Here is an 18,806-nt window from a genome sequence, read left to right as displayed (position 1 = left end):
ACCGGCAGGCGCCTGCAGCCCGCTTTGAGGGTTCGGCCACCCCGTTCGGCCTTCAGGACTATTTCGAAAGCCCGAGGGAGCCATCGACCGAACTTATGGGCCTGCCGGTGCAGAAGCCCTGCGCAAGTCAAGGAGATCTATTTCAACTCCCGCTTTGGTCTCAATATCTTGCGTAAAGAAGCTTCCTTCGGTGTAACCCGCAGCCATAATCCAGGCCGTTTCCGCTTGCGCAGAAGCCATGATCGACCATGCGGCAGCCAGCGCAAGTTACCTCGGCATGTCTCCCTCCCGTTGGCTTTACGTTCAATTTATTCCGCGATCACGCTGGCGGCGGCTTTCTCAATGGCCAAGCACCTGCGACAGGAAGCGCCTGGTCCGTTCATTTCGAGGATTTGAAAAGAACGCGTCGGGGGCCGCTTCCTCGACGATCTCGCCGCGATCCATGAAGATCACCCGGTCCGCAACCTTGCGGGCGAAGCCCATCTCATGCGTGACGCAGATCATCGTCATGCCCTCGGTCGCGAGGCTGCTCATGACGTCGAGCACCTCGGCAATCATCTCTGGGTCCAGCGCCGAGGTGGGTTCGTCGAACAGAAGGATCTCGGGCTTCATGCACAAGGCGCGGGCGATGGCGACGCGCTGCTGCTGGCCACCCGACAGCTGGCCCGGAAACTTCTCGGCCTGATCGGGGATGCGGACCTTTTCCAGGAAACGCATCGCCGTCGCCTCGGCCTCGGCGCGCGGGGTCTTGCGCACCAGCATCGGGGCCAGCGTGCAGTTTTCCATGACCGTCATATGCGGGAACAGATTGAAATGCTGGAACACCATGCCGACCTCGCGCCGGATCTCGTCGATGCTTCCCACGCTGTCGTCCAGCGCCGTGCCGAGAACCCGAATTGTGCCGGCATCATGTTCTTCGAGCTGGTTGATGCAGCGGATCATGGTCGACTTGCCCGAACCGGACGGCCCACAGACGACCACCTTCTCTCCTCGGGATACGGTCAAGTTGATATCCCGCAAAGCGTGAAAACTGCCATAGAACTTGTTCAGGCCGGTGATCTCGATGGCGGGGGCTTGGCGATTGCTCATCTGGCAGGCTCCTATCGGCGGCCGACATTCATGCGCCGCTCAAGATAGGCGCCATAACGGGACAGGCCGAAAACGAAGGTGAAATAGATCGCCGAGATGAAGACATACACCTCGACATAGGCGAATTTCCATTCTCCGGTGTTATAGGCGGCATTGCCTGCAGCAAGCAGCTCGACAAAGCCGACCACCACCACCAGCGAGGTCTCCATGAAGGTGATCACGATCTGGTTGATGGTGGCGGGCAAGGCCAGGCGAAAGGCCTGGGGCAGGACAATCCGGCTGATGCGGTAACGATAGGGGATGCCAAGCGCCTTGGCGGCCTCCTCTTGTCCGGAGGCGGTGCCCTGCAGCCCGCCGCGGATGATTTCGGCCTGATAGGCGGCGAAGAAGATCGCAAGTCCCACGATCACGCGGTAAAGCTTTTCGCCCGTCAGCATGGCGGGCAACACGAAAGGCAGCACCACGGCAAAGGTGAACAGGATCGCCAGGAGCGGCAGCGAGCGGATAGCATCGATGAAAAGCCCGGTGACCCTGGCGATGACCGGCATCTCGGATCGGCGCATCAGGGCCAGCATCACCGCCAGCGGCATCCCGATCACGACAGTCGAAACGAACAGGAACAAGGTCAGGGCAAGCCCGCCCCATTGCTCCTCGCTGACCCGCGACAGGCCCAGGGCTCCGCCCTTCATCAGGATATAGAAGGCCAGGGCGGCAAACAGCCAGATCGCAGCCAGCCGTATGATGCCCCACATGCGCGGCAGGCAGCTGAGAACGACGGTCGCGATGACGATCACGCAGGCCAGCGCAGACCGCCATTGCTCGTCATAGGGATAGATGCCGAACATGATCAGCCGCCAGCGATTGGCGATGACGGCCCAGCAGGCACCACCATTCGCCCGACATTCCGCGGCGCGGGCGTCGGCCTCGAAGGTGGCGCGGAACAGCGCCCAATCCAGAACCCACCATATCAGCAGGCCCAGGATGGCGACGCAGACCAGCGTGAGGATCGAGCCCAGCGGCGAGGCGAAATATTCGCTGCGCAACCGGCGCCACAGGCGCTGCGACGGGTCGGGGGCATGGATCGAAAGATCGGTCATTGTGCTACTCCGATCTGCTTGCCCTTCAGGGCGATGGCGCGGTTGACGCGATTCAGCACAGCGGCAAGCGAGAAGTTGATGATCAGGAAGCCCGCCATCAGGATGCCGATCAGTTCCAGCGTCTGGCCCGAATGGGTGATCGACCCGGCGATGACCATGAAGAAGTCCGAAAAGCCGACCGCGATCCCCAGCGTCGTGGCCTTGATCAGCCAGACATACTGATTGATCAGGATCGGCAGCATGGCGCGGACCGCCAAGGGCATCCGCACCCGGCTGAACACCCGCCAGGGCGACAGGCCAAGCGCCTGCGCGGCCTCGACCTGGCCGCGGCCAACGGATTTGAAGCCGCCGCGCACGATCTCGCCTATATAGGCCGCCCCATAGACGGTGATGGCAAAGGCGAGCGCATAGATTTCCGGCCGCAACTGGAAGCCGCCGCGAATGTTGAGGCCGCGCAACTCGGGCAGGCTGACCAGCGGGGTCTCGGGGATACGCCCCCAGGATAGCGCGACCGCCGCACCAAGGATGCCGGTCACAAGAACGCCCAGACCCAGCAGGCGGCGGCGCGCGGACTCGACCCTGCCGAAACGCCGGGCGACCGCGATCCACAAGATGACGAACAGCGCGGCGATCATGATCGCAATCGCCACCACGGCCGACAGCACGGTCACGTTCAGACCGGGAAAGTGCAGGCCGCGACCGGTCAGCATGACATGGCCGATCTGGATGGCATTCCGGGGATTGGGCAGTTGCGTGACCACCGCATACCAGAAGAACAGTTGCACGATCAGGGGGATGTTGCGGAAGATCTCGATATAGATCGTGCCAAGCAGACGCGCCGGGGCATTTTTCGAACTGCGCGCAAGGCCGATCACCAGGCCAAGCAAGGTGGCGCAGAACAGCCCGACGAAGCCCATCAGCAACGTATTCAGGATGCCGTTGAAGATGAACCACCAATAGGGATCGCCGGGCGATGTCCGCAGCAGCGAGGTCCCCATCTCCCAGCCGGTCGCGCGCCACAGGAAACCGAAGCCCGACGAGATCCCCTGCGCGGAAAGGTTCCTCTGCGCGGTCGTCGCGCCGATGATCAGGATCGCGGCGATGGCCGCGAGAAAGGCGCCCTGAAGCACCTGTCGGCGGATTTTCTTGCGGCGCCAGAAAGGAATCGTTGTCATGCAGAGAGCCTCCAACATGTCGCTGTGAAACCGCATGACAGAGCGATCGGGATAGGGATCGCTCTGCCCGATTTGCGGGACTGCCTGCTCCTGTCAGTCGATGATGTAGGGGAACAGCACGCCGCCGTCCTTCCACAGCGCGGTCAGTTCGCGGTCCATCTTGTAGGGCGATTCCTGTCCCAAGCTGCGCTCGAAGATTTCGGAATAGTTGCCGACTTTCTTGATCACGTTATAGGCCCAGTCATCCGACAGCCCCAGCCCCGCGCCCATGCCCGGCGTCGCACCCAGGAACTTGCCGACTTCGACCGTGGGCGGATTCGCCTTCATCTCATCGATGTTTTCCGATGTGATGCCCTCCTGTTCGGCGAAGAGCAGCGCGCTCAGCGTCCAGTTCGCGATATCGACCCAGTTGTCGTCCCCTTGACGCATCAACATCACCGAGGGCTCCAACGCGACGATATCGGGCAGCATGACATGCGCCTCGGGATCGTTCGATGCCGCGCGGGACACCGCAAGAACCGGCCCCCACTGGATGTAGGTATCGCAGCGGCCCGAAAAATAGGCACCCTCCAGCTCGGATGTGCGTTCGATCGCGACGACCTCCATCTCGATGCCGATCTGCTGCAGATATGAGGTCAGCTGCTTTTCCTGCGAGGTGCCCGCCATGACGCAGATCGTGCCGCCCTCGGCGTCCTTGAGGCTTTCCAACTCAAGCTCTTTATGGGCCAGGACGCGGGTCGTCCCGAGATAGTACGAGTTCGAGAATTGCATGTTCAGGTCGGTGTCGCGGCTCAGCGTGCCGCCCGAGGCCTTGATCATGATATCCACATCGCCCGATTGCAGCGACGGCCAGCGCTGTTCCCAGGACAGCGGGATAATGCGGACCTTGGACGGATCGCCAAGGATGGCGGTGCCGATGGCGCGGCACAGTTCGATGTCGATCCCTTTCCAGTTGCCGCGATCATCGGTTTCGGCAAAGCCCAGATACGAGCCGTTATGGCCCGGGCACAGCAATTCGCCGCGCTGCTTCACCGTCTTCAGGGTGTCGCCGTTCCCTGCGAAGGCTCCGGCGGCGGAAAGGGTCAGGATACCGGCGGCAATGCCGGTTTTCAGAAAACAGTTCATAGCCCACTCCCGTGTTGGCATTTGTTTACAGGCATTCGGTCTTGATCCCGCCGCGGCCTGCGTTTCGCGCCGGGTTTTCCGCTTCTGGCGCCGCGGATAGGGAAACAGTGTCAGGCGTAAATGTAACCACCTGAAACAATTATGTTTTCTCCGGTCATATAGGTATTCTTCGGGCCGCCGGCCATCAGCACCCATTCCGCCATCTCTTCCGGTTCGCCGCCGCGGCCCAGGGGGCTGGCCTTCGCCAGTTCGGCAAGGAATCCCAGCTCGCGGGCCTTTTGCGTCGCCATGCCGGCCGGCGCGACCGAGTTGACCAGAATTCCGTCGGGGGCGACTTCATGCGCCATGCTTTTGGTCAGGCTGACCACGGCGGCCTTGGTGGCAGCGTAATGGGCATTCTGCGGATGCGCCTTGAAGGCATCCACCGAGGTGATGTTGACGATCCGCCCGCGCACCAGACCGTTCAGGGACTGCTGCCGCATCCTGCGGACCGCCGCGACCATCATGTGATAGGTGCCCTTGACGTTGATCGCATTCGAGGCGTCCCAATCGGCATCCGTGATCTCGAGGATCGGCTTTCTGGGATAGATGGCGGCCGAGTTCACCAGCGTGTCGATCCGGCCCAACTCGTCGGCCACCTTGTCCAGCGCCGCATGGGCCGCATCGGCGGTGCGGATGTCGCAGGCCGCGAATACGGCCGGAATGCCGGCCTCTCGCGCCGGGACCAGTGCCCTCTCCGCCGCTTGGGGGTCGAGATCGATGATCCCCAAGGCCGAAGCCCCATTTTCCACCGCCATGCGGCCGATAAGCGCGCCCAGCCCGGCACCGCCGCCCACGATTACGACCGAAAGTCCCTGCATCTGCCTTTATCCTTGTTTCCTGTTCTGGCCGCCGGTTGCTGTCGCCTGATGCGTGGGAAGAATGTCGAACCGTGCGACATCCACGGCCTGCGGCAGCTTCCAGATCGAAAGCACCATGGCGGCGACATCCTGCGGCTGCACGGCGGAGTTGCCGGCATACATCGCCGCGCGCGCCTCCTCCGACAGCAGATCCTTGTAAAGACCGCTTTCGACACGGCCCGCGACGATTTCGGTCACGCGCACGCCATGCGGCGCCATGTCCAGACGCAAGGCTTGGGCAAAACCGCCGATGGCTGCCTTGGTGGCGCAGTAGACGGCCAGGTTCGGGAACGGCGCATGGCCTGCGGTCGAACCGGTGAAGAAGATATGGCCCCTGCCCCGCTGGCGCATGCCCGGCGCGATCATCCGGGTCAGTTGCAGCACCGCGGTCAGGTTCACCGCGATGGCTCTCTGCATCTCGTCCTCGGGCAGGTCACAGAAGTTCACCATCGCCGGCATCATGCCCGCGTTGTTGACAAGAATGTCCGGCGCCAATTCCGCGAGTGAACGGAGAGCCGCCGGCTCGGCCAGGTCCAGTCCCAGACCTCTGACGCCTTGCGCCTCAAGATCCGCCAGCGCGTCGGGTTGCCGTCCGACGGCGATCACCTCGTGACCGGCATCCCTCAGGGACAATGCGATTGCCCGTCCGATTCCGCTGGTGGCGCCTGTGACCAAAGCTCGAGTCATGCCTGCATCCTTTCAAGCAGAAGCGTGCAGCATCGGGGGGCGCAACCAAATCAAGAAAAGTGCTGGATCGACAAGTTTTTCTTGCCTTTCACCGGCGCGAGGGGCGGCGTATCGCGCCCTCTCCGGTCACTGGGGCTGGGTCCAGTCCTCTTCCGCGATCCATTTGCAGAATGCCGCGATGGCGCTGACCCGGCGATGCGCCTTGGGCAGGACCAGATAGAAGCCGGGCACGTGCTCGCGCGGCATGTCCTGCATGATCCCCCGCCCGAAGGGGGCGACAAGCTTGCCCAGTTTCAGGTCTTCTTCCGCATCGATGGTCGAAATCAGGCCGACGCCAAGCCCCGCCACCGTCGCGCGCCGCATCGTCGCGGCATCCTGAAAGCGGATCGCAGCCCCTGAAACCTCCGCTTTCACGCCCAGATGGGCCAGCACATCGGGCCAAAGCCGATCCGACAGAACCGAATGCAGCAGCGTCAGGCCTCTCAGATCATCGGGATCCCCGATCTTGCGGGCGATTTCAGGCGTGCAGCAGATTTCCTTGTAATCATAGAGAAGCAGGCTCGCCTCATAGGGCTTCCATGTGCCATAGCCCCACTGGATGGCCACATCCACATCATCCGCCACGAAATCGGGAAGATCGACCATCGTCGTCAGGCGCAGATCGGCATCCGGCATGGTTTCCCGGAACCTCGCAAGCCGGTCGAGCAGGTAGCGTGTCGCGAAATAGGGGCTGGCATTCACATTGATCCGGGTCCGCCGTCCGACCTTGGTGACGCGGCGCACGCCCTCCTCCATCTCCTCGAAGGCGGACTGGATGTAATGCGCCAGCAGGATCGCCTGCTCGTTCGGCTCGATGACGCGGCCCTTGCGCTCGAACAGCTCAAGCCCCAGGGTTTCCTCCAGCAGCTTGATCTGCTGGCTGACGGCCTGGGGCGTCACCAGCAATTCGTCGGCGGCGGCCCGGAAACTGCAATGCCGCACGACGGTGTGAAAGACGCGCAACGCGTTCAACGGCGGCAGGCGAAAGGGGCGGTCGCTCATGGCCGCCCCGAACTTCCGTCAATCCAGCGTTTCAAACGCATGGTTCCTTCGCCTTTTTCCGGCGATCAGATGACCGCCTTTTCCAGGAAGGGCCGGTTTTCGACGATGCGCTCATAGCCGACTTCGGACAGGTCGAGCGTGCGGAAGCCACCGTGGACGATCAGCTCGGACACGCCGCGACCCGCTGCGGGCCCCTGCTGCAAGCCATGCCCGGAATAGCCGTTGGCGTAAATGAAATTCGTCACTTCCGGGTGCGGTCCGACGATCAGGTTGTGGTCCAGGGTGTTGAAATCATAGTGACCCGCCCATTGGTTCACCACCTTGATCGCCTCGAAGGCTTGCGAGCGTTCGGCGAGCGTCGGCCAGATGATCTCTTCGAATTCCTCGTAGCGCGGCTCGAAGTCGTCCCAGTCCACCGCCGGATCCTCGACCGGCGCACAGCCGGTCAGGAAGAACCGGCCCTCGGGGCGACAGAAGACACCCGAGGGGTCGATCATCAGCGGCAGGCGGCCTGCGTTCACCTGGGCCGTGCCCTCGGGGGTCTTCGCACAATCGAAGACGAACAGGGTGCGTTTTCGCGGCTCGACCGGCACGTCAAGGCCGGCCATCCGCGCCGTCAGCGCCGCACGCGGACCCGAGGCATTCACGACCGTTCCCGCATGGATCACCGCGCCGGATTTCAGCGTGACCGAGGTGACGCGGTTGCCTTCGCGGCCGATCGCCACCACCTCGTCGGTGACATATTCCGCACCCTGCTCGCGGGCCTTGGCCTTGAAGCCATACATCAGGCCGGTGTTGTTGAACCAGCCTTCGCCCGATTGCCCATAAGAGGCCAGCAGGATGTCGTCGACATTCAGATGCGGGAAGGCGCGGGCCAGATCTTCCTGCCCCCACAGCACCACATCGGCGCCGCAGGCCCGCTGGACCTCGTGGTTCTCGCGCAGGGTGCGCGCCTGGTCCTCGGTATTGGCCAGGAACAGATAGCCGCCGGGATGGAAGTTCAGGTCGGGCTTCGGCTCGCCCGCCACCTGCATCGTCTCGGCGAAGTCGCGGATGAACGCGCTGCCGAACTGGCTGATCTTCACGTTCACCGGGTTGGAGAACTGCACCCGGATCGACGAGGACGACAGCGAGGTCGCGGCCTTCAGATAGGTGGGGTCGCGCTCGACCACCAGGACCGAGCCCTTGAAATCCGGGTTCGCGGTCAGGAAATAGGCCACCGCCGAGCCGATGACGGCGCCGCCGACGATGACCACGTCATAGCTGTCCTTCATTGCGCTGCCTCGTCGTCGGGGTGGCCCAGGTCCACGAACCAGCCGCCAAGGCATTGCACGGCGGGGGCATGGGGATCGGCGGGGTCGGTTTTGGCTTCCATGGCGGCCCGGAAGCCTTCGGTATTGTCCTGGGGATGATAGCCCAGATGCCCGGCCAGCCGGTTGTCCACCGGCTTCACCGCATTGTCCGAGATGCCGAAGGCGATGGTGCAGCCGACGCGCGGCGCGGTCAGGCTGGCCGTGACCAGCCGCACGCAGTCGTCGAAGGAAAGCCAGGACCACAGCATCCGCCGGTCGGCCGGCTCGGGGAAGGACGAGAAAATGCGCAGGGCAACGCTCTCGATACCGAACTTGTCCCAATAGAGCTGGCCCAGATTCTCGACGAAGCATTTCGACAGCCCGTAAAGGCTGTCCGGCCGCTGGCGGGCATTGGCGTCGATATGGTCCTCCAGCCGGTAATAGCCGATGGCATGCACCGACGAGGCATAGATCACTCTTTTGACGCCATTCTTCCGCGCACCTTCATAGATGTGGTAGCTGCCGCGGATATTGGAATTCAGGATCTCGTCCCAGGGGCGCTCCAGCGGCGCGCCGCCGAAATGGACGATGGCATCGACGCCCTCGGTCGCCTTCAGCACCGCGGCCTCGTCGGCCAGGTCGAAAACGGCAACCTCTTCGTTGGGCTGGATGTCCTTGATCTCCGCCACGTCCGCAAGGCGCAACCTGCGTGCCAGCGGCGCGAGGCCGCGACGCAATTCGCTGCCCAGACGGCCGGCGGCCCCGGTGATCAGGATGGTGTCGAAACGTGGGGCAGTCATGCGGTTACCTCGGCTGGTTCAAGCGCCGCCACGGCACGGGCGATCCGTGCTATGGCCTCGGTTAGGATCTCGTCGCTGGTCGCGGTCGAGATGCGGAAGAAGGGCGCCAGCCCATAGGCCGAGCCGGGCACCGAGCTGACATGACCCTCGGCCAGCAGATAATTCGACACGGCCACGTCATCGGCCAGCACCTCCCCCTTGGGCGTGCGACGACCGATCAGGTCCGCACAGCCGATATAGGCATAGAACGCGCCTTCGGGGGCCGGAAGGGTCAACCCGTCGATTTTCGCGATCCCCGCCACCACCAGGTCGCGGCGGCGCTGGAAAGCCTCGCGGAACCGGGCGATGCAATCCTGCGGGCCGGTGAGCGCCGCCAGCGCCGCGGCCTGCATGGGCGCGGCGACCGAGGTGACGCTCTGGCTCTGCACCGTGTTCATCGCCCTGATCAGCGGCGCGGGACCGGCGGCATAGCCGACGCGCCACCCGGTCATGGCATAGGCTTTCGCGACGCCGTTCACGATCAGGCTGCGGTCCTTCAGTTCCGGGCAGGCCGCGCCGAAGCTGACGAATGCGCGCCCGTCGAAAATGATGTGCTCATAGATCTCGTCCGAGAGGATCAGCACCTGCGGATGCTTCGCCAGCACCGCGCCGAGCGCACGCAACTCGTCCCGCGAATAGACCGCGCCCGAGGGATTGCCGGGCATGTTCAGGAACAGCCATTTCGTGCGCGGCGTGATGGCAGCCTCCAGCACCTCCGGCGTCAGGCGAAAGCCGGTCTCTGCCGGGCATTCGGCAATCACCGGGACGCCGCCCAGCAGCTTCACCATCTCGGGATAGCTGACGAAATAGGGCGCGGGCAGGATCGCCTCGTCGCCGTCGTTCAGCGTCGCCATCAGCGCGTTGAAGATGATCTGCTTGGCGCCATTCGCCACCACGATGTCGTCGGGACCGTAATCCAGCCCGTTCTCGCGCCGGAACTTCTCGGCCACGGCCTTGCGCAGCGCAGGCGTGCCGGCCGAGGCGGTATAAAGCGTCTCGCCCGCCAGCGCCGCCTTGTGCGCGGCTTGCGCGACATGGGCGGGTGTCGGAAAGTCCGGCTCTCCCAAGCCCAGGTCGATCACATCGACCCCGGTCGCCCGCAGCGCCTTGGCCGCCTGCGAGGCGGCCATCGAGGCCGAGGGTTTCACCGCCGCAAGGCGGTCTGCCACATAGCTCATTTGCCCTTCTCCGTCACATAGCCCTTGAAGGCATCCTCGGCCCGCGCATCGGCACCGCGCCGGGCCGGGTCGCCGAAACCGCCGCCGCCGGGCAGTTGCAGGACCAGCCGGCGCCCGGCCGGCACATGCTGCCAGCCCTTGGGCCTCAATTCCGTGCCGTCATCCAGCGCAACCCTGCCCGGCGCGCCGTCCTTTCCGCCGTCACGACCCCTGGCCGCATGGCCCACCCGGTCGAACATGGCCGAAAAGTCGAACTCATGGCCGTGCGCGGCTTCGATCTCGATGATCTGCCCCAACCCGCCGCGATACTCGCCGTCCCCTCCTGAATCCGGGCGCAATTCCTTGCGCCAGACGGTGATCGGGCCGGTCTGCTCGGTCGCCTCGATCGGCATGGTCATCACGCCCGAGGGAAAGGCCGTCGCCGAAAGCCCGTCCAGTCCCGGCCGCGCGCCCATGCCGCCCGAGTTGAACATCAGGATTTCCGCGCGGCGCCCTTCCTGCCCGGCGACCGGGCGGGCGGAGATGTGGATATTCCACAAGGCCGCGGCGCCCTCGGCCAGGATCTGGCCAGGCATGGCCTTGGCGACCGCACCCAGCACCAGATCGGGCACCATATGGCCGTTCACGTGGCGCAGGCTGACCGGAGCCGGACGCTCGGCGTTCAGGATATTGACCGGCGAAGAGACCGTGAACAGCTCCAGCGAGGCCCAGTTGTTCGGAATATCCGGTGCCACCACGCATTTCAGCGCATAGCAGGCATAGGCCTTGGTATAGATCAGGGGCACGTTGATGCCCCAGCGGCTCTGCCCGTCGGTGCCGGTGAAGTCGATATGCACCACATCCTCGCCGAAACTCACGGTCGCGGCCAGTTTGACCGGCTCATCATAGCCATCGGTCCAGAGCTCGTTCGACCAGCTTCCCCTGGGAAGCGCGCGAATGCGTTCCAGCGTGGCGGCGCGGGTGCGGGAAAAGATGAACTCGCCCAGGTTGTCGAGATTCTCCAGCCCGATCTCTTCCATCATCGCGATCAGCCGACGGTGGCCGACATCGTTGCACGCCGCCAGCGAGAAGAAATCGCCCACCACCTGGTTCGGCTCGCGGACATTGGTGCGCAGGATGCGGATCAGATCCCGGTTCACCTCGCCGCGTTCGGCGAATTTCATGATCGGGATCTGGATGCCTTCCTCATAGACCGACTTGCCGTCCGCGCCGAAGCCACGCCCGCCGACATCGACGACATGGGCCGTGCAGGCGAAGAAACCGACCAGTTCATCACCCCTGAACGACGGCGAGACCATGGTGATGTCGTGCAGGTGCCCGGTGCCCTTCCAGGGGTCGTTGGTGACATAGGTGTCACCGGGGAACATGTCGTCGCGCCCGATTTCGGCGATGAAATGCAGCACGGCCTCGGCCATGGTGTTCACATGGCCCGGCGTTCCGGTGACGGCCTGCGCCAGCATCCGGCCCTGCGGGTCGAAAACGCCGGCCGAAAGGTCGCCCGCCTCGCGCACCGAGGTCGAGAAGGCGGTGCGCAGCAGCGTCATCGCCTGTTCCTCGACCACCGAGATCAGCCGGTTCCACATGACCTGCATGCGGATTTCCCGGGTCGCATCCTGGGTTCTGGCGTTCATGCCGCGATCTCCTTGCGGGTCAGAAGAAGAGTGCCGTCGGCCTGCATCACCACATCGAAGGGCGAGGTGACGACGGTCGAGGTCTCGCGTTCGACGATGACGGCCGGGCCGCTGACGCGGGCGCCGGGGGTCAGGCTTTGGCGCTCGACGATGGCGGTGGTCAGCATTTCGCCCTGCGCCGGGTCGAAGACCGCTCGGGTAACCGGCGTCTCCGGCCGGCCCTCGCCGCGGGTGATCGCCACCCGCTCGGGCGCGCGGCGTTCGTCCTGCGCCTTGACCGAGAAGGTGACGATCTCGATCTCCAGCCCGTCCAGCCCGTCGATGGCGCGACCGAAGAAGCGGGCGTAGTTCTCGCGGAAGCTGTCGCGCAGGCTTTCGACATCCCCGGCGGCGAAATCGCGGTCGGGCAGCGCGACCGGGATTTCCCAGCCCTGGCCGACATAGCGCATGAAGGCGGTGATCTCGCGCTGGATCGTGCCATCGGTCCCGGCGCGGACGAAGCCCTCGGCGGTGCTCTTCAGATCGGCCAGCAAGGCATTGACCTGCGCGGGATCGAATTCGGACAGGCGCACGATCTTCGAGGCCAGCGCCTCATAACCGAACGGTGCCTTCAGGAAGCCGATGGCCGAACCCACGCCCGCGCCCGGCGGGATCAGGCATTCGTCGATCCCCAGCTTCTCGCACAGCCGCGCGGCATGCAGCGGAGCGGCGCCGCCGAAGGCGATCATGATGTTGTCGCTGATGTTCTTGCCGTTCTCGACCGCATGGACGCGGGCGGCATTGGCCATGTTCTCGTCCACCACCTCGACGATGCCGAAGGCGGCAGCCTCGGCGGGCAGGTTCAGCCTGTCGCCCACGTCGCGCGCGATGGCGCCTTCGGCATTCGCCACCGACAGCCTGATCGCGCCGCCGGCGAAATTGTCGGGATCGAGCTTGCCCAGAACCAGGTCGGCATCGGTGATCGCCGGGCGCTTGCCACCGCGCTGATAGCAGGCAGGACCGGGTTCGGATGCCGCCGATTCCGGGCCGGTCTGGATACGGCCCATGGCATCGACCCAAGCGATGGAGCCGCCCCCCGCCCCGATCTCGATCATCTCGATCACCGGGATCGAGATCGGCATGCCCGAGCCCTTGCAGAAGCGATAGGTGCGGGCGACCTCGAAGGTTCGGGCGGTCTTGGGCTGGAAATCCTCGATCAGGCAGATCTTGGCAGTGGTGCCGCCCATGTCGTAGCTGACCACGGTCTCCAGCCCGAACCGCTGCGCCACGTCGGCGGCAAAGATCGCGCCGCCCGCCGGGCCGGATTCGACCAGGCGCACGGGAAATTCGGCCGCCGTCTCGACCGAGATCAGCCCACCGCCGGAGTGGATCATGAAGACCGGGCAATCGGCCCCCATCTCCTTCAGCCGGACCTGAAGCCGGGCCAGGTAATCCGCCATCTGCGGCCGCACATAGGCATTGGCGCAGACGGTGTTGAACCGCTCGAACTCGCGCATCTGCGGCGAGACCTCGGCGGAGATCGAGATCGGCACATTGACCTTGGCCGCGATGATTTCGCGGGCGCGGCGTTCATGCGCCGGATTCATGTAGGAATGGATGAAGCCGATGGCGACGGCGCCGAAGCCCTCGGCGGCGATCCTGTCGGCAATCTCTTCCAGCGCGGCCTCGTCCAGCGGCTGAAGCTCCTGCCCCTGCGCCCCGATCCGGCCCTTGACCGTGAAACGGTCCTCGCGCGGGATCAGCGGGGTGGGCAGCTTCAGGTTCAGGTCGTATTGCTCGAAGCGGTTCTCGGTCCGCATCTCGATCACGTCGCGGAAACCCTCGGTGGTGACAAGCGCCGTGCGGACGCCGCGCCGTTCGATCAGCGCATTGGTCGCCAGCGTGGTGCCGTGGATCACGATGTCCAGGTCAGCGGGCGAGATGCCGGCGTCGCGGGTCACGATCTCGATCCCGTCCAGGATGGCCTGTTCCGGCGCGCTGTAATTCGTCAGCACCTTGGTCGAAAACATCGTGCCGCGGCAATCCAGCGCGATGTCGGTGAAGGTGCCGCCGATATCCGCACCCAACCGGATCTGTTGACGGGCGGCGCTCATGCGGTTTCCTTTGCTTTCAGCGCGGCTTCGCGCATCTGTGACAGGGTTTGGCGCGGGGTCAGCGCCTCGGGCGAAATGTTCAGCTCCAGCAGCGCACCGCTGCGCGAGGCGCGGGCACGGGCAAAGGCCGCCGGGAAGTCCTCGGTCGCCCCGACCCGTTCGGCGTGGTAGCCGTAGGCCTGCGCCAGCATGACGAAATCGGGATTCTCCATCGTCGTGCCCGAGACGCGGCCGGGATAGTTGCGCTCCTGATGGGCGCGGATGGTGCCGTAGATGCCGTTGTTCAGCACCAGGATGATCGGCTGCGCGCCGGCCTGCATGGCGGTGCCAAGCTCCTGGCAGTTCATCTGGAAATCGCCGTCGCCGGCGAAGCAGACCACGGTGCGCTCGGGGAAGGCGACCTTGGCGGCGACCGCCGCAGGAACGCCGTAGCCCATCGCCCCGGATTGCGGCGCCAGCAGCCGCGCCTTGGGCCCGAACTTGTAGAACTTGTTCGGCCAGACGGTGAAGTTGCCCGCGCCATTGGTCAGGATCGCATCCTCGGGCAGCACCTCGCGCAGATGCGCGGTAGCCAGGACCATATCCACGGGCGAGGGCTGGGCGGGCGCCTCGAAACCGTCCTCGTAGGCCTTGCGACCATTCGCGCGCCACGCGGCCCAGTTGCCCTTTACCGGGCGCAGGGCGGCGGCGAAGGCATTCGGCCCCGCCTGAATGCCAAGCGTCGGCTGATAGATCTTGCCGATCTCGCGATCCGAGGCATGAACATGGATCAGTTTCTGGACCGGGACTGGCACGTTCAGCAGCGTGTAGCCATCCGTCGTCATCTCACCGAAACGGACATTGATCGCCAGGATCACATCGGCATCAAGGATCAGCTTGCGCACGTGAGCAGGCATGCCGACCCCCGCCTCGCCGGCATAGACCGGCGAGAAATTGTCGAACTGGTCCTGATAGCGGAAAGCGGCGACGACCGGGATGTCGCTCTTCTCGGCGAAAGCCTGCAATGCTTTCTGCCCGGCTTCGGTCCAGTTGCAGCCGCCCAGCAGGATCAGGGGGCGTGCCGCCCCTTCCAGCATCGCCAGCGCCTCGGCCAGGGCTTCGGCGGTCGGGGCCGGCTCGGTGATGCGCGCGGGACCGGCCAGCGGCGCGGCGTCGGTCAGGCTGGTCAGCATGTCCTCGGGCAGCGCGATCACCACCGGGCCGGGACGGCCGGTCAGCGCCGTGGTCCATGCGCGGGCGAGGATCTCGGGGATGCGCCCGACATCGTCGATCTCGACCGCCCATTTCGCAATCGTGCCGAAAACGGCGCGATAGTCGATCTCCTGGAACGCCTCGCGGCCCTTCATGGAGGTCGCCACCTGGCCCACGAACAGGATCATCGGCGCCGAATCCTGCATCGCGGTATGCACGCCGATCGAGGCATTGGTGACGCCCGGCCCGCGCGTCACGAAGCACAGGCCCGGCTGGCCGGTCAGCTTGCCCCAGGCCGCCGCCATGAAGGCCGCACCGCCCTCGTTCCGGCACAGCACGAAATCAAGCTTGCCTTGCGTATCGTGCAGCGCATCCAGCACCGCAAGATAGCTTTCCCCTGGAACGCCGAAACCCTTTTCCGCGCCAAGCGCGACCAGGCTTTCAACCAGAAGCTGACCTCCGTTGCGCATTCCCGTATCCTTCCTGCCCTGGCGTTCAAAACCGGCCAGCGGGCGCAAATGAACCATCTGTCTGGGGTGATCCTGCCCGTCCGGGGCGGCGGACAAAATCAAGATTTCCGGCCCATCGACAAGATTTAGTTGCCGATCACCGCGCCGGGATTCATCGTGCCCTCGGGGTCCAGCGCCGCCTTGACCGCCCGCATCAGCCTGCGTTCGGCGGCGGGGCGGAGGGCGTCGGCCAGCGTGATCTTCGCCCGGCCCAGACCGTGTTCGGCGGCAAAGCTACCGCCCATCTCGGTCGCAAGCCGCGCCAGCCGCAGCGCAAGCTCACGGTCCTGACCGGCGAAATCCGCCATCCCTTCGGGGGGCGTCAGGTTGTAATGGATGTTGCCATCCGCCAGATGGCCGAAGGGGTTGATCCGCACATCGGGAACCAGCGCCCGGCAAAGCGCGCCCGCACGGTCCACGAATTCGGCGATCCGGCCCGGCGGAACCGCGATGTCATGCTTCAGCTGCGCCCCCTCCAGCCGCTGGCCCTCGGGCTGTTCCTCGCGCAGGCGCCAGAAAGCCGCGCGCTGCGCCTCGGACGCGGCCAGGGCGCCATCGAGGACAAGCCCCTCCGCCATGCCCCATTCCAGAACGGCGCCCAGAATATCGTCCAAGGGCACCTTGTCCGAGCCGCTCGCGACCTCGACCAGCAGATAGCAGCCGCCCCGCGTCTCCAGCGGATAGGCCAGCCCATGGACATGCTTCACGGCAAGCTCCAGGCCAAGTTCCGGGAAAAATTCCAGACCGGTCAGGAACTCGCCCGCCTCTGCCTGCAACCGCGTCCCGAAGCGCACCGCCGCCGCTTCATCGGGCAAGGCGAGAAACGCCGTGGCCCGCTGACGCGGCGCGGGGAACAGTTTCAGCACCGCGCGGGTCACGATCCCCAGCGTCCCCTCCGAGCCCACGAACAGGCGGCGCAACTGATAGCCCGCATTGTCCTTTTGCACCGCGCGAAGGCCGCTCCAGATCGTGCCGTCGGGCAGGACGACCTCCAGCCCCAGAACCAGATCGGCCATCATGCCATAGCGGAACGCATGGCTGCCGCCGGCATTGGTGCCGATCAGCCCGCCGATCTGGGCCGATCCCTCGGCGCCCAGATGCATGGGAAACATCATCCCCGATCCATCCAGCGCGTCGTGCAGGGTGGCCAACACCGCCCCCGCCTCGACCTCGACCGAGGCGCTGGCGACGTCCGGTTGCGAAATCGTGGCCATCCGCGACAGCGACAGGATGATGCCCCCTGCTCGCCCCAGCACCGCGCCGCCGCACAGCCCGGTATTGCCCCCCTGCACCACCACCGGGACGCCGGCGGCATGGCAGGCCCGGACCACATCGGCGACCTCGGCGGTCGAGGCGGGACGAGCCACCCCCAGCGGCGCCTCGCCATAGCGATCCAGCCAGTCGCGCTGCCACGACGCGGCATCCGCGCCCTCGATCCAGCCCGAGGCGTCCAGGATCGTCTTCAGTTCCTGCTGCAGGCTCATCCCTTACCCCGCGAAGACATAGGCGGTCTTGACCGATGTGTAGAAATCCATCGCGATCCGGCCCTGCTCGCGACCGCCAAGGCTGGAGGCGCCGCGCCCGCCGAAGGGCACATGGTAATCGACGCCGGCCGTCGGCAGGTTGACCATCACCATGCCCGCCCTGGAGCCACGCCGGAACGCCGTCGCATGGTTCAGGGACGAGGTGCAGATCCCCGACGAAAGCCCGAAGGGCGTGTCATTCGCCACCGCCAGCGCCTCGTCGAAATCCGCGGCCCGGATGACCGAGGCGCAAGGGCCGAAGATCTCCTCGCGCGAGGTGCGCATCAGGTTCGTGGCGCCGACGAACAGCGCCGGGTTCTGGAAATAGCCGGGGCGGTCCAGCCGCTCGCCGCCCACGACCTCGCATCCCTCTTCCCCGGCAATCCGCACATAGTCCAGATTGCCCGCAAGCTGGCCCTCGGACACCACCGGCCCGATCTGCACGGCCTCGTCCAGCGGATCACCGATCCGCAGCGCCGCCATGGCCTGCCGCATCCGGTCGACGAAGGCGTCATGGATCCGCTCCTCGACGATCAGCCGCGAGGAGGCGGTGCAGCGCTGCCCGGTCGAGAAGAAGGCGCCGTTGAGGCAGGCATTCACGGCCACATCCAGATCGGCATCGGCCAGCACCACCATCGGGTTCTTGCCGCCCATCTCAAGCTGGACCTTCTTCAGCCCCTGCGCGCAGCCCGCCGCGATGCCGCGACCCACCCGCTCGGACCCGGTGAAGGAAATCGCAGCGACGTCGGGATGCTCGACCAGCGCCTTGCCGATGACCGAACCGCTGCCCATCACCAGGTTGAACACGCCCCCCGGACATCCCGCCTCGACCAAGATCTCGGCCAGCAGATGCGCGCAGCCCGGCGTCAGGTCGGCCGGTTTCAACACCACCGCGTTGCCTGCCGCCAGGGCCGGGGCGGTCTTCCAGGCGGGGATGGCGATCGGGAAGTTCCAGGGCGTGATGAGACCCACGACGCCCAGGGGCTCGCGCATCACGTCGACCTCGACACCGTCGCGGATCGAGGTCAACTTTTCGCCCGGATTGCGCACCGCCTCGCCCGAGAAGAAGTGAAACAGCTGCGCGGCGCGCAGGGCCTCCCCTTTGGCCTCGGCAAGCGTCTTGCCTTCCTCCCGCGCCAGCAGCCGACCCATCTCATTATTGCGGGCGAGCAGCATGTCTCCCGCCCGGCGCAGCACGTCCGAGCGCAATTGCGGCGAGGCGGCAGCCCATGCCGGCTGGGCGGTCTTCGCCGCCTCGACGGCGCGGGCCACGTCACCGGCTTCGGCGCGGGCATAGAGGCCGATCAGCTCGTCTGGATCGGCCGGGTTGCGGTTCTCGCTGAAGGCCTGCGGCGAGACCCATTCGCCGCCGATCAAGTTGCGCTTACAGTCCTGCATGCCTGCCTCCTGCTGCCGGGCAAGGATTTGCCTCAAGAA

General features: G+C 65.3%; 15 protein-coding genes. All 15 read right to left on the bottom strand.

The genetic code is table 11. From position 1 onward, the window contains the following. Positions 1–339: 339 nt before the first annotated feature. Positions 340–1,089: an amino acid ABC transporter ATP-binding protein gene (locus LOS78_RS21705; RefSeq protein ID WP_230378704.1), complete on the bottom strand. Its 750-nt coding sequence runs from the start codon at positions 1,087–1,089 to the stop codon at positions 340–342. An 11-nt stretch (positions 1,090–1,100) separates the two neighbouring features. Next, the gene (locus LOS78_RS21700; RefSeq protein WP_230378703.1) at positions 1,101–2,186 is read right to left on the bottom strand and encodes an amino acid ABC transporter permease; all 1,086 of its coding nucleotides are present in this window, start codon (positions 2,184–2,186) and stop codon (positions 1,101–1,103) included. After that, complete coding sequence (locus LOS78_RS21695) at positions 2,183–3,361, bottom strand: ABC transporter permease subunit (protein WP_230378702.1); 1,179 nt, start codon at positions 3,359–3,361, stop codon at positions 2,183–2,185. Before LOS78_RS21695 ends, LOS78_RS21700 begins: the two co-directional genes overlap by 4 nt. A gap of 93 nt (positions 3,362–3,454) precedes the next feature. Next, positions 3,455–4,681, bottom strand: a complete 1,227-nt coding sequence (locus tag LOS78_RS21690; protein WP_230378701.1) for an amino acid ABC transporter substrate-binding protein — start codon at positions 4,679–4,681, stop codon at positions 3,455–3,457. Next, positions 4,597–5,346 (bottom strand): SDR family NAD(P)-dependent oxidoreductase, encoded by a 750-nt coding sequence (locus tag LOS78_RS21685; protein WP_230378700.1) that lies wholly within the window; start codon positions 5,344–5,346, stop codon positions 4,597–4,599. The genes LOS78_RS21690 and LOS78_RS21685 overlap by 85 nt, the downstream gene beginning before the upstream one ends. Before the next feature lie 6 nt (positions 5,347–5,352). Then, complete coding sequence (locus tag LOS78_RS21680; RefSeq protein ID WP_028717352.1) at positions 5,353–6,072, bottom strand: SDR family oxidoreductase; 720 nt, start codon at positions 6,070–6,072, stop codon at positions 5,353–5,355. A gap of 126 nt (positions 6,073–6,198) precedes the next feature. Beyond that, positions 6,199–7,113 (bottom strand): LysR substrate-binding domain-containing protein, encoded by a 915-nt coding sequence (locus LOS78_RS21675; RefSeq protein ID WP_028717351.1) that lies wholly within the window; start codon positions 7,111–7,113, stop codon positions 6,199–6,201. A 65-nt stretch (positions 7,114–7,178) separates the two neighbouring features. Further along, the gene (locus tag LOS78_RS21670) at positions 7,179–8,387 is read right to left on the bottom strand and encodes an FAD-binding oxidoreductase (protein ID WP_028717350.1); all 1,209 of its coding nucleotides are present in this window, start codon (positions 8,385–8,387) and stop codon (positions 7,179–7,181) included. Further along, the gene (locus tag LOS78_RS21665) at positions 8,384–9,205 is read right to left on the bottom strand and encodes an NAD(P)-dependent oxidoreductase (RefSeq protein ID WP_230378699.1); all 822 of its coding nucleotides are present in this window, start codon (positions 9,203–9,205) and stop codon (positions 8,384–8,386) included. Before LOS78_RS21665 ends, LOS78_RS21670 begins: the two co-directional genes overlap by 4 nt. Next, the gene (locus tag LOS78_RS21660) at positions 9,202–10,422 is read right to left on the bottom strand and encodes a pyridoxal phosphate-dependent aminotransferase (protein WP_028717348.1); all 1,221 of its coding nucleotides are present in this window, start codon (positions 10,420–10,422) and stop codon (positions 9,202–9,204) included. Before LOS78_RS21660 ends, LOS78_RS21665 begins: the two co-directional genes overlap by 4 nt. After that, positions 10,419–12,053 carry a hydantoinase B/oxoprolinase family protein gene (locus tag LOS78_RS21655; protein WP_230378698.1) on the bottom strand — a complete coding sequence of 545 codons (1,635 nt, stop codon included), beginning with the start codon at positions 12,051–12,053 and terminating at the stop codon, positions 10,419–10,421. Before LOS78_RS21655 ends, LOS78_RS21660 begins: the two co-directional genes overlap by 4 nt. After that, complete coding sequence (locus tag LOS78_RS21650; RefSeq protein ID WP_230378697.1) at positions 12,050–14,146, bottom strand: hydantoinase/oxoprolinase family protein; 2,097 nt, start codon at positions 14,144–14,146, stop codon at positions 12,050–12,052. The genes LOS78_RS21655 and LOS78_RS21650 overlap by 4 nt, the downstream gene beginning before the upstream one ends. Further along, positions 14,143–15,807 carry a thiamine pyrophosphate-dependent enzyme gene (locus LOS78_RS21645; protein ID WP_230378696.1) on the bottom strand — a complete coding sequence of 555 codons (1,665 nt, stop codon included), beginning with the start codon at positions 15,805–15,807 and terminating at the stop codon, positions 14,143–14,145. The genes LOS78_RS21650 and LOS78_RS21645 overlap by 4 nt, the downstream gene beginning before the upstream one ends. Before the next feature lie 125 nt (positions 15,808–15,932). Then, positions 15,933–17,330, bottom strand: a complete 1,398-nt coding sequence (locus LOS78_RS21640; protein ID WP_230378695.1) for an FAD-binding oxidoreductase — start codon at positions 17,328–17,330, stop codon at positions 15,933–15,935. A gap of 3 nt (positions 17,331–17,333) precedes the next feature. Next, complete coding sequence (locus tag LOS78_RS21635; protein WP_230378694.1) at positions 17,334–18,767, bottom strand: aldehyde dehydrogenase family protein; 1,434 nt, start codon at positions 18,765–18,767, stop codon at positions 17,334–17,336. Positions 18,768–18,806 lie beyond the last annotated feature (39 nt).

The sequence above is a fragment of the Paracoccus sp. MA genome (assembly GCF_020990385.1).
Lineage (GTDB): Bacteria > Pseudomonadota > Alphaproteobacteria > Rhodobacterales > Rhodobacteraceae > Paracoccus.
The sequence above is the reverse complement of the archived record's forward strand: the minus strand, read 5'-3'. Positions and strand labels throughout refer to the sequence as shown.